This window comes from Aliirhizobium smilacinae, from assembly GCF_006335145.1.
Taxonomy (GTDB): Bacteria; Pseudomonadota; Alphaproteobacteria; order Rhizobiales; family Rhizobiaceae; genus Neorhizobium; species Neorhizobium smilacinae.
Genome location: NZ_VDMN01000005.1, coordinates 109,482 through 124,902, shown reverse-complemented (window position 1 = coordinate 124,902; position 15,421 = coordinate 109,482). Strand labels below are relative to the sequence as shown.

Here is a 15,421-nt window from a genome sequence, read left to right as displayed (position 1 = left end):
AGTAGCCGCACAACCACCTTGAGACGAAATCACCCAAGTGCAAGGGCCAGCCTTCCCTCACACCTAAAACAAGGGCCTAAAAGTAAAGGGCTACCTGCACTCAGCCGAACCAGAACACCGGAGCTGTAGCCCCGACGTTTCGATTCACGCGACAAGTCCCTTTGTCAGTTCCAGCGCCTGCCGCTCGAACAACCGGCGATAAATGCCATCCTGAAGACGGATCAGCGCCTGATGGTCACCTTCCTCGACAATCTTGCCCTTGTCGAAGACCAGCAGGCGGTCCAGCGACCGTACCGTGGACAATCGATGAGCGATGACCAGTGTCGTGCGGCCAACCATCAGGCGTTCCATTGCCTGTTGGATCTGGACCTCGCTTTCGCTGTCCAAGCTCGAAGTCGCCTCGTCCAGGATCAGCACTGGTGCATCGGCCAGAAAAGCCCGGGCGATGGCGACACGCTGCCGTTCACCACCCGACAGCTTGACCCCGCGTTCACCCACCATCGTTTCATAGCCTTTGGGCAGGTTTATGATGAAGTCGTGCGCGCTTGCCTGTCTGGCTGCCTGTTCGATCTGGCGACGCGAAGCGTTTGGCTGACCATAAGCGATGTTTTCCGCCAGCGTGCGGTGAAACAGGATGGGCTCCTGCTGCACGATGGCAATTTGGCCGCGCAGGTTCGCTTGCCTGACCTCGGCTATATCCTGCCCGTCGATTCGGATGGAGCCCGAATTGACGTCATGAAGGCGTTGAATGAGCTTGACGAAGGTCGTCTTACCCGAGCCCGAATGTCCGACGAGGCCCACACGCTCGCCTGGTTTAATGGTGACCGAAAAGTCATCGTAAAGCGGCCTGGGATGCGCACCGTACTGGAAGCTGACCCGATCGAATACGATCGCACCTTCGCTGATCCTGATGTCCTTGGCACCGGGTTTATCCTCGATGCCCAGCGGCATCTTGTCGAGTAGAACCAGTTCTTCCATGTCGTTGACAGCGCGCTGCAGATTGCGGATGTCCTGGCCGACATTGCGCAGATATCCCTGAAGAACGAAGAACATGGCCAGCACGAAGGTAACGTCACCCGGTGTCGCCAGGCCTTTTTGCCACATGATCAGACCCGTGCCCAGAATACCGGCCTGCATCGAAACCATCATGAAGCCCTGGATCGTGCCGCTCAGCGTGCCGCGTTTCCATGTCCTTCGCGTACGCTTGTCCCACTTTGCCAGCACATGACCCAGGCGCGTTTCCTCCCGGCTTTCCGCTCCGAAGGCCTTGACCACCGAATTGCAGCTGATGGCATCCGCCAGCGCGCCGCCAAGCCTGGTATCCCAGGCATTCGCAAGCCTTGCTGCCGGCGATACGAAACCCATGGAAAGCGCCACCGTCACGCCGACATAGATCAATGAACCTGCCGCCACGATCAGGCCCATAACCGGCCAGTAGCTGCCGAGCACGACACTGGCGCCTACTAGCATGACGATGGATGGCAGCAGCGCGATCAGCAGAAGGTCATTGAGTGAGTCGAGCGCCCACATGCCGCGGGTTACCTTGCGCACAGTCGAACCGGCAAAGCTGTTGGCGTGCCAGTCGGCCGAGAACCGCTGAACCCTGTGAAAGCCGTTATTGGTGACGTCCGCCATAATGCGCAACGTCAGCCGGATGATAGCGTTGAAGATGAACCAGCGCAGAGTGACGCTGGTCAGGCCAAGCAACACGACGACGACGAAAGCGCGAAGAGCGTCATTCGCCGCACGGCCGCCAGCAATCGCGTCGACGATCCGGCCGGAAAATACCGGCACCATGACTTCGGCGAGCGTGCTGGCAATCACCAGGCCAATGATTGTGCCCACTAATAGTGGCCGGTGGCGCCAGTAATGAAAGACAAAGCCGAGCACATGGCGATAGGCATCGGCGCGGAAATCGAGCTTCTTGCGAGACATTTTAACCAGCCCGGCGCGTGCTTTTGCAACCGGTCCTCAAAATCGAGAGTTGGATGACACGGCCCGAACGGGAGACGAAATAATGCCGTCGGATCAATCAGGCCATGAGGAAGAACAAAACCACATATCGCGCGCGCCTGTGGCGGGCCGCGATCGGCAACGACCTAGCGTCGGGACATGCCGTATGGGAAGGTCTCGATGAATGTGTGTGCCATGCAATGCCTCCCCTTGGTTTGATCTGAAGCGATGCGTGTTTGTAGCGAAACAGTTCGCAATTGCCAACCGGGCTTTTACAACCTCACAGAAAGTGATGCGAAAACGACACAGCCTCCAGGCGTGGGATGTTGATCGATGATGACCAATACGAACTCCGACTGAAATCTCTCGCAAGGGTTTTGGGTCGGATCTCACTCCGGCCGGTGTGAACAAGATCCACACGGACATGTTCGGCATGAACGAAACAGCTCAGCGCCCACGGTCACGCGCCAAACGTAACTTCAAAATCTTTTCTTCTTCTTCCTCAAGAAGTTTCAAGAGCGTCTGCCGTTCAGAATCGCTCCACTCTTTTTCGCCTAGAAGCTTTCTGAAACGCTCCATGTTCAGGCGCGCGATGTACTCCTCCAATCACAGCTCCCTGCTTCCAGATGTCGCGGCGGTAAAAGTTGATCACATGTTTCTAATCAACGAAACCGGTCGAACCGGGCCATAAGTTGCAACGATCCCGACAGGCCGCACTGACAAAAGTCAGTTTGCGGAGATTTTGCCGGTTTCGATGCACATTTGGTTTGATATGAAATTGACTGCAGCTCAGCTGGACGGGTCGAACATGAGCGTTCGAGCGCAGCATCCCTGGCCTTTGGAAGATGACGAGGAAGCATCCGGTCTTGATCTGACGCTTGACGAGAAAACCGAGCTTTCACACTTTTGCGACGTCATAAGTGTTGGGGCGAAGGGCCCGCCGATTTTTACGCAAGGTCAACACGCCGATCATGTTTTCTATGTTAATGAAGGCATCGTCCAGGGGCGCCATACAATCCGCAGCGGCGTCCGGCAAAGCGTAGCGCTCTACTGGCCCGGAGACTTTTTTGGACTGGCGCGCGACGGGATGTTTTTTAATTCCGCCGAGGCAGTTATCGACTGCACGCTTTATCGATATCCAATCAGGAAGCTTGAGAAGTTCCTGATCAGCCGCCCCCGCATTCAACATAAATTTCTTATGAAAGCTGTGCACGACATTCGCAAGACACAGCGCCAGCTGATCATCATGGGGGCGCTGGACGTCGCGCGAAGACTGGCCGTTTTCCTGGTCGATTGCTGTGGTCACCGCGAATATTTCGATACGGGGACTCAGCATCTCACAATCCCTATTTCGAGGCACGATATTGCCGACCATATAGGCACGTCGGCGGAAACGGTGACGCGGGCAATAAATACATTGGAGAAAAAAGGCCTTATTCGGCGCGAGACCCCTTGGAAGCTTGAAATCAAGACCTCTGAACTACTCGCCTTCTCCTCCCTGGATTAAAGTCAAAGCCCCTTTTTTGGTGGTACGGATTGGTCCTGCAGGATCGGCCGCGGAAGCGTTGTCATCCTTGATGACGAACGAGCCGATGCGGCAATCCCGGACGTGAATCCCAGGGCTCACGATTTGCTGTTTGTCTGAAGTCGCTTGGCGTGTCGTTCGTGCTGGCAACCGCCAGCACTGCGGCTGAGCTTGAGATGTCGGGGTTCGCTGACGCAGCTAAGCTCGGAACCATACGAGCCTAAGGCCATTTGTCGAAGCGGTGCAAAATCTCGCGAATACACAACTTGGATCGGGAAACCCCAGACTATGTGGGTGATCACCGCGAGCGCGAAATCATGGCGCCTGTATCTCGCCCTAGCTTGGACGATGACCACATCTTGTCCGCCAACAGCTTCATGCCGGTTAACCTGACAACAGCCTCCGCGCTATTGGTTGCTGTGACACCTGCCTTGCAGCCTGACTTCCCAATATTGCTTCCGGTTATTTTCCGCAGTCGTGGCTAACCATTCTCCTGCTTCCGAAGTTCAGCCCTTTTACGCGGATCACTACGCCTCACAGTTCTTGGGGGCGCTTCGCCATACGCGGCAGCGCTCCTTCGCTAGACGAAATGACGCACGCAGCGATTGATGAACCGCAACGACCATTAATATGGTGGTATATTACAGCTCTTCCCATGACCATGTTGGAAGCGACGCGCCGCGAGGATGATTACGGCAGTGTCTCTTGGTGGTCAGTCAACGTTTGGGAGATAGAGATGACAAGCGAGCTTATAGGCGACCAGCCATCACTGCCTGCAAAGGCATTAAAGACGGTGGGCCGATATCGATGGACAATCGTCGGATTGCTGTTTTTTTCAACGACGATCAACTATATGGATCGTCAGGTCCTGGGCCTTCTCAAACCGACCTTGATGGGCGATCTGGGATGGACGGAATCCGACTACGGCGACATCGTCGCGGCTTTTTCGCTCTTTTACGCATTTGGTTATATCGGCGTTGGCCGCTTGATGGACAAGATCGGCGTTAAAACCGGCCTGCCTGGTGCAGTTGCCGCGTGGAGCCTCTTCGGCATGATCCATGCCTTTATGAGCAGCGTATGGGGCTTCAAGATCGCACGCGCCGGTCTTGGCCTGACGGAAGGTGGCAACTTTCCGGCTTCGATCAAAACGGTGACAGAATGGTTTCCGGCCAAGGAACGTGCACTTGCAACCGGGATATTCAATGCCGGCAGTAATGTCGGAGCGGTCGTGGCTCCGATCATGGTTCCGCTGATCCTTATGACTTGGGGCTGGCGCGCCTGCTTCCTCATCACCGGCGCGATCGGCTTCGTGTGGGTTGTCGCCTGGTATCTCATCTACGAGAAGCCGGAGAAGAACCGGCGGCTTTCTGCAGGCGAACTGGCTTACATCCAGAGCGACGCCATTCCTCCGCAGGTCCATGTTCCCTGGCTGCAGTTGCTGAAATACCGCGGCACCTGGGCCAATATAGTCGGCACCTGCTTCAGTGCACCGGTCTGGTGGTTCTACTTGAACTGGGTTCCCGGCTTTCTGCATCAGCAATATGGCCTAAACCTGATGGCTGCGATGTTGCCGCTGATCATCATTTACTGCATGGCAGACGTCGGCAGTATCGGTGGCGGCTGGCTGTCTTCTTACCTGATCAAAAAAGGCGTCAAGACGCTGCGGGCTCGCAAGATTGCCTTCCTGGTCTGCGGTCTCTGCGTCGTTCCGGTTTTCATGGCCTCGCAGGTTTCCAACATGTGGATCGCCGTGCTTCTGATCGGTGTCGCAGCGTCCGCTCACCAGGGATATTCAGCCAACGTCTACACGATCGTAACCGATACGATGCCGCGGAACACGGTGGGTTCGGTCGTCGGTATCGGTGGGTTCTGCGCCTATATTGTCGGCATGTTCGTCTCAATGGGCGTCGGCCGCCTGCTCGATGCTACGGGGGGCAATTACCACATCCTCTTCATCATCGCTTCCTCGCTTTACCTTATCGGTCTCGTTCTGATGCATTTCATCCTGCCGAAGACGGGTTCGGGCATGACCCCTGCCGGCATCGAAACGTAAGCCTTTCGTCCATCAAGGAGACTCCCCGGCAAAGGGGGATCTCCACTATCTGCAGGCCGCCTCAAATCGGATTGATGTTTTATGGAAACTCATTTGAAAAATAGTGTTTTGGCGAAGCGTCTCGACAGTGCACAGATTTCCAAATTGCCTCCCGCCGTTCAGCGCCCGTCTTATGATCGCGATGCCGTGTCTCCAGGCATCGTGCATATTGGTCTTGGCGCCTTCTGCCGGGCTCATCTGGCCGTCTACACGGACGATGTTCTCGAAAACGGCGCAAAGGACTGGGGTATCGTCGGTGTCGACACCATGTCACCCGCGATCCGTAATGCACTGAAGCCACAGGATTGCTTCTACACCCTGCTCGCTCGCGACGATGGCGAGGACAAGCTGCGCGTCATCGGATCGATGCTCGACGTCATGATCACCAGTGACCAGAGACGCGAGATTTTCGATCTTCTGATCGATCCGAAAATCCGCATCGTCACGCTGACCGTTACGGAGAAAGGCTATTGCCAGGACGCAGCAACCGGCTCTCTTGACGAAAAGCATCTCGCAATCATCGCCGATCTTGCCAACCCGACCACGCCGAACAGCATTCCAGGCTTTCTGACGGAAGCAATTCGGCTGCGGCGGCAAGCGGGGCAACCGGCCTTTACCGTGCTGGTCTGCGATAACCTTGCCCAGAACGGCACCAAGGTTCGCGACATCGTTGCCCGCTTCGCAACCCTTCGCGATGCGGAATTGGGCCGGTTCATCCTGGACAACGTGTCCTTTCCCTGCACGATGGTAGACCGGATCACACCGGCAACCCAGGACGCCGACCGCGCGATCGTCGCCGCCGATCTCGGCGTCGAGGATGCCTGGCCGGTCGTGACCGAGCCGTTCCGCCAATGGGTGATCGAAGACCGTTTTCCGCTTGGTCGACCAGATTGGGAAAAAGTCGGCGCCATCATGGTGGATGACGTGCATCCCTTCGAGATGATGAAGCTACGCTGCCTGAATGGGGCTCATTCGATGCTTGCCTATCTCTCGGTCGTCGCCGGCATCGAAGCGATCTCAGATGCGATGGCAGATGCCGATCTCCCGAAAATCATCCGCCTGCTGTGGGACGAGGATCTAATCCCCAGCCTGCCGGTCGTCCCCGGCACGAATGTCGAAGCCTATACGCGGGAGCTTGAAACGCGCTTCCAGAACAAGGGCGTTCGCCACCTGACGCTGCAGATTTCCTCCGATGGATCCCAAAAACTTCCGCCCCGTCTTCTGGAGGCGGCCCGCGAACTTTATGCGGCCGGTACGGAGCCCAAGGTCATACCGCTGACAATTGCGGCTTGGATGCGTTTTCTGTCCGGCAGGAACGAGCGGGGGCAGGACTACAAGATTGCCGATCCTTATGCCGAACGGTTGGCGACCCTTGCCGCCAATGCCGGCGACGACCCCGAACTGCTCGCCGATAGCCTCTTTGCCGTCCGAGACATCTTTGGCGAGGATCTTCCGGCCAATCAGCATTTCCGCACTGCCGTGATCGGCCATCTGTCCAGCCTCATGGCACAGGGCACCGCAAAAACTCTCAAGACCTTTCTTGCCGGCAACAAAGGCCCTGCGTCTACCAATACGAATATCAGATAAGGAGAATATCGATGGAACAGACATGGCGCTGGTTTGGCCCGGAAGATCCCGTCAGTTTGCAGAAAGCCCGGCAGGCAGGCGCCACCGGCATCGTTTCTGCCCTGCACCATATGAACCAAGGCGGCATCTGGCCGATCGATGAAATTGCAAAGCGCAAATCCGTCATCGAGGCGGCTGGACTTAATTGGTCGGTGGTCGAGAGCATCGGCGTAGGTGAAGAGATCAAGACACGCACCGGCAATTTTCGCGAGAAGATCGACAATTACAAGCAGTCGATCCGCAATGTCGCGCGATCAGGCGTGAAGGTGATCTGCTACAATTTCATGGTCATCACCGACTGGAGCCGCACCAATCTGATGTACCAGCTGCCGAATGGTGGTTTTGCGCTGCGCTATGACAGTGTCGATTTCGCCGCTTACGACCTATTCGTGTTGAAGCGCACGAATGCTCAAAGTTCGTATTCAAGCGAGCATGTCGACAGAGCGGAAGAGCGTTTCAAAGCGATGAGTCCGGAGACGGTCGCTGAGCTGGAACGGACACTGATCGATTGGCTGCCAGCCCGAGACTTCGCCTATACCCGCTCGACGTTCAAGGACATGCTGGAAATCTACCAGCAGATTGGCACCGAAGATCTGCGCGCCAATCTGATCGAGTTTCTGCGTGAGATCACGCCGGTCGCCGAAGAGGAGGGTGCACGTCTGTGCATCCACCCGGATGACCCGTCCTTCCCGATCTTCGGCCTGCCACGCGTGATGTCGAGCGCCGACGATGTGAGGGCGCTGTTTACGGGCGTGCCTCAGGAGGCTTGCGGCCTGACCCTGTGCACGGGATCTTTCGGCTCCAACCCGAAAAACGATCTTCCGGCAATGGCGAAGGAATTTGCGCCGCGCATTCATTTTGTCCATCTGCGCAACACAACACATGAACCGGACGGCTCATTCTACGAAGCGGACCACTTGTCTGGCGACACCGATCTTGTCGCGGTGACAGCCGCGATGATGGCGGAGGAAACGCGGCGGGCGTTGATCGGCCACCCGGCGCCGCAGATACCGATGCGACCCGACCACGGCCATCTTCTCGGTGACGATATTGGCCAGACGATGAACCCCGGCTATTCCTTCGTCGGTCGCCTCAAGGGACTTGCCGAACTCCGGGGTGTGATGCATACGGTCAGCGCATTCAGAGATGGAAGAATAGCCTGAAACTGCGCTATTTTGCGCAAACACGAGCATTGGCGCTGTGACGCGCCGATGCCTTGATCACAGTAGCATCTTCCTCGTGAATGGCGATTTTGACATAGGGCAAAAGAGAAGCGAAGAGACCATGATGAACCGCAGTCGATACCGTTTGACGAACCAGGTGTTCGACAAAATCAGGGACGATATCGTGAGCGGCCGTCTGGCGCCTGAGTCCCCGCTTTCGGAAGCAGATCTATGCGAACAATTGGAGGTCAGCCGGACGCCCGTCCGCGAGGCGCTCATCAAGCTTAGCGAGGAAGAGCTGGTCGTCATCTATCCTCACGTCGGCACGTTTGTCGCTCCGATCTCTCTGGAGGCCGTCAGGGTCGGTCAATATATTCGCGAACATCTCGAATGCGCGCTGGTCGCCGATGCGGCTCGGCGTATCGATGACGACGGGCGCAAGCGCCTGCGTGAAAATATCCGCGAACAGGTCGCCGCCGCGAAAAACCCCGACGAGTTCTATCGTCTCGATAACGTATTCCACGCTCTTATCGCCGAGCTGGGCGGTTACGCCGGAGCCTGGAATGCGATCCTGCGCGCCAAAACGCAGTTTGACCGAGTGCGGTATTTGACGGTGCAAGACAAAAGCCGGGTTAAGGAAATTCTCGCCGAGCACAATCTCATTGTTGATGCCATCATCAGCGGAGATGCGGAAACTGCGACGAATAGTGTTCGCAGTCACCTGCGGACTGTTTTCGCCAATATCGACAAGCTCGGTCTGCAGGACAAAAAAGAAACGCCAGCGTTGCGCAAGAAGCGCAACACGCAGCGCGACCAATAGCTTGATGTAAGCGTGCCAACAGGACCTCCGGCTTGGTTATCTGTTGGAGCACGGTCGCCTCTGAAGTTGGCTACAATGCAAAATCAGTATTCGGGATTGCCGCGAATTCTGCATGCGGTGGCGACCGTATCGCACTGTCTCCCAAACACGATTTGGTCCGGGGACGCAGCACCCCGGACCAAACATGTCAGCACATGGCGTTTTCTTTAAAGCCCACCTTTTCTCCCGGTCGGTGCACTTATCGCTTGTAACGTTCGATCAACCTGGCAAGCATCTGCTCTTCTTCTGCCGTGAGGTCGACCAGCGGCGCGCGCACCGGGCCGGCATCAAAGCCCTGCAGGCGGACACCTGCCTTGACGGCAGATACCGCGTAACCTTTGGAACGGTTGCGGATTGCCATGAACGGATAGAAGAACTCATTCAGGATCGTTTCGCATTTTGCCCGCTCGCCAGCGCGCAGCGCCTTGTAGAATTCGATGGCAAGGCCCGGGACGAAATTGAAGACGGCAGACGAATAGGTCGTGAACCCTGCGCCGAGATAAGCTTCCGCGAAAAGTTCCGCCGTCGGCATGCCGCCGAGATAAGTCAGGCGATCGCCCATCTTGGCGGTAACCTGGCGCACCAGGCCGATATCGCCCGTGCCGTCCTTGAAGCCGACGAGGTTTTCGCATTCGTCGCAGAGGCGTGCCAGCGTATCGGGCTGGAGAACGGAATTGTCACGGTTATAAACCATCACGCCCATGCCGGTCGCCTGGCAGACGGCCTTGATATGGTGGTAGAGACCTTCCTGCGGTGCATCGATGAGATAGTGCGGCAGAAGCAGGATGCCGTCACCGCCGACCTTTTCGACCGATTTTGCGATGGAAACGGCGATGTCCGTGCCGTACCCACAACCCGAAACGATCGGCGTTGTACCGGCAGCCTCCTTGGCCACGCGCACGATCTGCGGTATTTCCTCCGGTGACAGCGAGAAGAACTCACCCGTTCCGCCGGCTGCGAACAAGGTGGTGGCTTCGAAACCAGACAGCCAGTTGACGTGTTCGGCATAGCTTTTCGGGTTGAATTTTCCCTCGGCGTCGAAATGCGTCACCGGAAAGGAAAGCAGGCCTGCACCCAGCGCGTGTTTCAGGTCTTCAGTCTTCATGTTCAAGCTCCTTGGCGTGCGGCAGCAGTGATGGACGCCGTTTCGATATTTCTGGGAGAATGGGGAATGCCGGATCAGTCCTTCAGCGACCCAACCATGGCAGCCAAGCGGTCGCATGCGCCTTCGAGTTCACGGTCCGAAGCCGCAATCGACAGGCGGATGAAACCGGGAGCGCCGAAGGCAGCGCCGGGCACGCTGGACAGGCCAAATTGCTGCAGCAGATGTGCGGCAAAGGCCGGGTCGTCGTCGAGGATGTCTCCCGTCGCCGTCCTGCGACCGAGCAATCGCTGAACGCCGATGAACGCGTAAAAAGCGCCATCGGGCGGCGTGAAATCCAAGCCCTCAATCTGTGCCAGACGATCGGCGACGATTTTGGCGCGACCGGCAAAAGTCTGAGCTCCCTTGCCTACAAAAGCCTGGTCGCCTGTCAGCGCCGCCAGCGCTGCGGCCTGCGCGATGGTGCAGACCGAGGTGACGCTTTGCGACTGCATCTTGTTCAGCGCTGCGATCAATGCCTTCGGTCCGGCGGCATAACCGACGCGCCAGCCGGTCATCGCATAGGCTTTCGAGACGCCGTTGACGATCAGCGTACGGTCGCGCAACTCCGGACATGCCTGGGCGAAGGAAACGAACGGCACGTCCTTCAGCAGTACATGCTCGTAGATCTCGTCGGAGATGACCAGAACGCGCGGGTGGCGGGCCAGAACCCCGCCAAGCGCCTGATATTCCGCCTGCGAATAGATGGCGCCGGTCGGGTTGGACGGCGAATTCAGCATCAGCCAGCGGGTTTTGGGCGTGATCGATGCTTCGAGCGTCGCTGCATCGATCTTGAAGCCGGCTTCTGGTCCGCAGGATACATAGACCGGCTCACCGCCATGAAGCGAGACGATATCTCCATAGGACACCCAGCAGGGCGTCGGGATGATCACCTCGTCGCCCTGCTCCAGCGTGGCGAGAAAAACGTCGAACAGGATCTGCTTGGCGCCATTGGCCACCATCACCTCGTCAACCGTATAGTCTAGCTGGTTTTCGCGGCTGAACTTGACGACGATCGCCTGACGCAGGCTTTCCGTGCCGGCGGCGGCACCATAACGAACGCGGCCCTTGCGGATCGCCTCGGCGGCCGCTTCAGCCACATGTGCGGGCGACTCGAAATCCGGCTCTCCCAGCGATAGGTCGATGATGTCGCGGCCCTCCGCCGCCAGCTTTTTTGCCGCCATCGCAATGGCCATGCTCGGCGACGACTTGATGCCGGCCGCGCGCTTGTTCTCGAACGTCATATCCAAATTTCCCGGAAAGCAGTTGGTCGGAACCGGCGGGGCTTTTCCCGCCGACAACCTCTCTGATCAGCCCTTCGACGCGTAGTCGAAATCCTTGTCGCGCTGTGCCGCGGCCGGATCGCGCTTGTCCGGCGCACCGTAGCCGCCGCCGCCGGGAAGCTGCAGGATCAACCTGCGGCCAACCGGCACATATTGACGCCCTTTGGTCTGAAGGCGGGTTCCGTCGTCGAGCAGGACAGCACCGGCCGCACCGTTCTCGCCACCCTCACGGCCGCGCGGCGGATTGTCGACACGGTCGAACATGGCGTTGAAATGCATCTCGTGACCTTCGGTCGTCGAGATTTCCACCACCTGCCCGAGACCGCCGCGAAACTGGCCGGCGCCACCGGAACCGTCACGCAATTCCTTGCGCCAGAAGATCACCGGGCCGACATGCTCGGTCGCCTCGATCGACATGGAATGCACACCGCTCGGGAAGGCTGTGGCGCTGAGCCCGTCGAGGGTCGAGCGTGCACCGGCGCCGCCACTGTTGAACAGCAGCACTTCGGCGCGCTGGCCACCATCGGCCGGCGCCTTGTCGCCCTGCAGCGGGCGAACGCTGACATGCAGGTTCCACAACGCGCCTGCCCCTTCCGCAGGCACTTTGCCCGGCAGCATCTTGTGCACGGCCCCGAGAACGGCATCAGGCACCAGATGGCCAAGCACGTGGCGGACAGAAACAGGTGCCGGATGCTGGGCATTGAGGATGCAATTCTGCGGCGCAGTTACGCGGAACGGCAGAAGCGAGGCGTGGTTGTTGGGGATTTCGGGCGCGATCGAGCACTTCATGCCGTAGCAGGCATAGGCCGCCGAATAGATGATCGGGCAATTAATGCCCTTCGGACTCGGGGGCGAGGTGCCGTCAAAATCCGCAAGGATATAGTCGTCCGCCACATCGAGACGCACGGCGATGTCGATCGGCGAACCGTAACCGTCGACGCGCATGGTGTTGGAATAGGAGCCCTTCGGCAGGGCGGCAATTCGCTCGATCGTGGCATCATAACTGCGCTTGAAGATGAATTCGCCGAGCGCCTCCAGATCGGCAAGTTCGAACTCTTCCATCATGTCCATCAGGCGGCGATGGCCGATCTCGTTGCAGGCCGCCAGCGAATAGACGTCGCCGACCACCTGCTGGCTTTCGCGCACGTTGTTGTGCAGGATGTTGACGAGATCCTTGTTGACCTTGCCACGCTCGGCAAACTTCATGATCGGGATGAAGATGCCTTCTTCGTAGACCTCGTTCGCATCCGGGCCAAAACCACGGCCGCCGACATCGACCACATGCGCCGTGCAGGCGAAATAACCGACCAGCGCGCCCCTGCGGAAGCTGGGCGAGACGACGGTAAAGTCGTGCAGGTGGCCGGTTCCCTTCCACGGGTCGTTGGTGATGTAGACATCGCCCTCGAAAATGTTTTCAGGGCCTATATCGCGGATGAAATGGCCGACAGCTTCGGCCATGGCGTTGACGTGGCCGGGCGTGCCGGTGACCGCCTGGGCGATCATCTTGCCGCCGCGGTTGAAGACACCGGCGGACAGGTCGCCGGATTCACGCACGCTGGTCGAGAAGGCAGTGCGGATGAGGGTGACGGCCTGTTCTTCGACAACGGAGATCAGACGGTTCCACATGATCTGCATGTGGACTTCGGAAAGTGCGTTGGGTTTCATGTCAAATCCTCCGTTCAGGCGCTCTGCTTGACGCGAATGAGCAGGCAGCCATCGGCCTGCATGATGACTTCGCGGCTGGCGGTAATGATGGTCGAGGTTTCCCGTTCGGTGATGACCGCGGGGCCGGCAACCCAGTCACCCGGCTTCATGTCGGTGCGCGACACGACCGATGCCTGCTGGAAGGTTTCTTCCTGCACATCGAAAATCTCGCGGGTGCCACGAACCTTGGCGGCGCCGGCCTTTGCCGTTCTGCCGACCCGTTCAGGCGGTGCGACCTTGGAGGTGGCACGCAGCGACCAGCTGACGATCTCGACATCGAGACCATCGATGACGCGACCGAAGAAATGCTCGTACTGTTCGTCGAACAGTGTCTTGAACAGATCGCCATCCGCATCGGCATAATCGCGCACGTCAATTGTGACCGGCACTTCCCAGCCCTGGCCAACATAACGCATGTAGGCCGTGCATTCGAGATCCGGGTCAGCCTCGGGCGAACCCGAGCGCACGAAGGAGATTGCCTCGGCGCTGAGGTCCATGATCGTCTGGTTGATCCCTCCTGCCTCGAAACGGCTGAGGCGGCTATAGGCGCTGCGCACACTTTCGAATCCGAAGGGCGCGCGCAGAAAACCGATGGCCGAACCGACACCCGCACCCGGCGGGATCAGCAGGTCCGACATGCCGAGCTTTTCGCACAGGCGGGCAGCATGGATGGGGGCGGCACCACCAAAGGCGATCATTGTGAACTCGGAAAGCTCCTTACCGTTTTCCACCGCATGCATGCGGGCGGCGTTGCTCATGTTCTCGTCGACCACTTCGCTCAGACCATAGGCGGCCGTAGCGATGTCGGTGTCGAGCTTCGATGCGAGATCCGCATCCATCGCCTTGTCGGAAGCCGGACGGTCGAGCTTCATCGTGCCACCGGCAAACTCGTCAGGATCGAGGCGGCCGAGGATCAGGTCAGCATCGGTAACGGTCGGGTTGGCGCCGCCGCGGCCGTAGCAGGCAGGACCCGGCTCGGAGCCGGCGCTGTGCGGACCGACACGGATCTGGCGCATGCTGTCGATGGTGGCGATCGAGCCGCCGCCGGCGCCGATTTCGACCATCTCGATGACCGGAATGGAGATCGGCATGCCGCTACCCTTCTTGAAGCGCCAGGTACGGGCCACTTCGAAGGTTTTCGAGGTTTTTGGCGTCTGGTTCTCGATCAGGCAGATCTTTGCGGTCGTGCCGCCCATGTCGTAGGACAGAACCTGGTCGAGACCGTAGCTGCTGGCGATATGCGCCGCGAAGATCGCCCCGCCGGCAGGCCCGGATTCGAGCAGGCGCACCGGAAATTCGATGGCGCTTTCGACGCTGATGATACCGCCGCCCGAATGGATCATGAAGACCGGGCAACGCGTGCCCTCTTCGGTCAGACGGCCGACGAGCCGGTTGAGATAGGATGCCATCAGCGGCTTGACGAAGGCATTGGCGCAGACGGTGTTGAAACGCTGGAACTCGCGCATCTGCGGCGACACTTCCGACGAGATCGACACCGAAATATCGGCTTTCTTGGCCAGAAGATGGTCGCGGACGACCTTTTCATGCGCGCCGTTGAGATAGGAATGGATGAAGCCGATGGCGACGCTGTTATAATCGGCGGCTATGATCTCGTCGCACAGCGCGTCGACCTCGGCGAGATCGAGAGCTTTCAGCACCGAACCATCGGCACCGATGCGCTCGTCGATGACGAAACGTTCGTTGCGTGGCACCAGCGGCGCCGGCAGCACGATGTCGAGGTCATACTGCTCGAAACGGCTTTCGGTGCGCATCTCGATGACGTCGCGAAAACCCTTGGTGGTGATGAAGGCGGTGCGGGCACCACGGCGCTCGATCAGCGCGTTGGTGGCCAGCGTGGTGCCGTGAATGATCGTGTCGATCTGCGAAAGCTCGACACCGGCAACCTCGGCCACCTGGCGGATGCCCTTGACGATCGCGTTTTCGGGGAAGGAATAGTCGGTGAGGACTTTGATCGAATGGAGCGTGATGCCGACCTCCATCGCAACGTCGGTGAAGGTGCCGCCGATATCGACACCGACCCTGATCTGCATGCCATCTTTCGCCATTTTCTAACT

The 15,421-nt window shown here is 58.5% G+C and carries 11 protein-coding genes; 5 read left to right on the top strand and 6 right to left on the bottom strand.

Annotated elements, in window-relative coordinates:
- Positions 1 to 144 precede the first annotated feature (144 nt).
- Together FHP24_RS20545 and FHP24_RS28795 are read right to left on the bottom strand one after the other, a co-directional pair.
- Positions 145 to 1,935, bottom strand: coding sequence for an ABC transporter ATP-binding protein (locus FHP24_RS20545; RefSeq protein WP_139678101.1), 1,791 nt, complete (start codon positions 1,933 to 1,935; stop codon positions 145 to 147).
- Positions 1,936 to 2,400: 465 nt separating this feature from the next.
- Positions 2,401 to 2,559 carry a hypothetical protein gene (locus FHP24_RS28795; RefSeq protein ID WP_180356070.1) on the bottom strand — a complete coding sequence of 53 codons (159 nt, stop codon included), beginning with the start codon at positions 2,557 to 2,559 and terminating at the stop codon, positions 2,401 to 2,403.
- A 202-nt stretch (positions 2,560 to 2,761) separates the two neighbouring features.
- Here FHP24_RS28795 and FHP24_RS20540 point away from each other — a divergent pair, with 202 nt between their 5' ends.
- From FHP24_RS20540 to FHP24_RS20520, 5 genes are all read left to right on the top strand, one after another.
- Complete coding sequence (locus FHP24_RS20540; RefSeq protein ID WP_180356069.1) at positions 2,762 to 3,460, top strand: Crp/Fnr family transcriptional regulator; 699 nt, start codon at positions 2,762 to 2,764, stop codon at positions 3,458 to 3,460.
- Positions 3,461 to 4,214: 754 nt separating this feature from the next.
- Positions 4,215 to 5,531: an MFS transporter gene (locus FHP24_RS20535; protein WP_139678099.1), complete on the top strand. Its 1,317-nt coding sequence runs from the start codon at positions 4,215 to 4,217 to the stop codon at positions 5,529 to 5,531.
- A gap of 93 nt (positions 5,532 to 5,624) precedes the next feature.
- The gene (locus FHP24_RS20530; RefSeq protein ID WP_246091874.1) at positions 5,625 to 7,157 is read left to right on the top strand and encodes a mannitol dehydrogenase family protein; all 1,533 of its coding nucleotides are present in this window, start codon (positions 5,625 to 5,627) and stop codon (positions 7,155 to 7,157) included.
- 11 nt (positions 7,158 to 7,168) lie between these two features.
- Positions 7,169 to 8,359 (top strand): mannonate dehydratase, encoded by a 1,191-nt coding sequence (gene uxuA / locus FHP24_RS20525; RefSeq protein ID WP_139678097.1) that lies wholly within the window; start codon positions 7,169 to 7,171, stop codon positions 8,357 to 8,359.
- A 124-nt stretch (positions 8,360 to 8,483) separates the two neighbouring features.
- The gene (locus FHP24_RS20520; RefSeq protein WP_180356068.1) at positions 8,484 to 9,179 is read left to right on the top strand and encodes a GntR family transcriptional regulator; all 696 of its coding nucleotides are present in this window, start codon (positions 8,484 to 8,486) and stop codon (positions 9,177 to 9,179) included.
- A gap of 238 nt (positions 9,180 to 9,417) precedes the next feature.
- On the opposite strand, the gene kdgD is transcribed toward FHP24_RS20520, so the two are convergent.
- From kdgD to FHP24_RS20500, 4 genes are all read right to left on the bottom strand, one after another.
- Positions 9,418 to 10,323: a 5-dehydro-4-deoxyglucarate dehydratase gene (gene kdgD / locus FHP24_RS20515; protein WP_139678095.1), complete on the bottom strand. Its 906-nt coding sequence runs from the start codon at positions 10,321 to 10,323 to the stop codon at positions 9,418 to 9,420.
- A gap of 74 nt (positions 10,324 to 10,397) precedes the next feature.
- Positions 10,398 to 11,603 (bottom strand): pyridoxal phosphate-dependent aminotransferase, encoded by a 1,206-nt coding sequence (locus FHP24_RS20510; RefSeq protein WP_139678094.1) that lies wholly within the window; start codon positions 11,601 to 11,603, stop codon positions 10,398 to 10,400.
- Positions 11,604 to 11,669: 66 nt separating this feature from the next.
- Positions 11,670 to 13,307, bottom strand: a complete 1,638-nt coding sequence (locus tag FHP24_RS20505) for a hydantoinase B/oxoprolinase family protein (RefSeq protein ID WP_139678093.1) — start codon at positions 13,305 to 13,307, stop codon at positions 11,670 to 11,672.
- Between the two features lie 14 nt (positions 13,308 to 13,321).
- Entirely contained in the window at positions 13,322 to 15,412 is a 2,091-nt protein-coding gene (locus FHP24_RS20500) for a hydantoinase/oxoprolinase family protein (RefSeq protein WP_139678092.1), read from the bottom strand.
- Between the last annotated feature and the right edge of the window lie 9 nt (positions 15,413 to 15,421).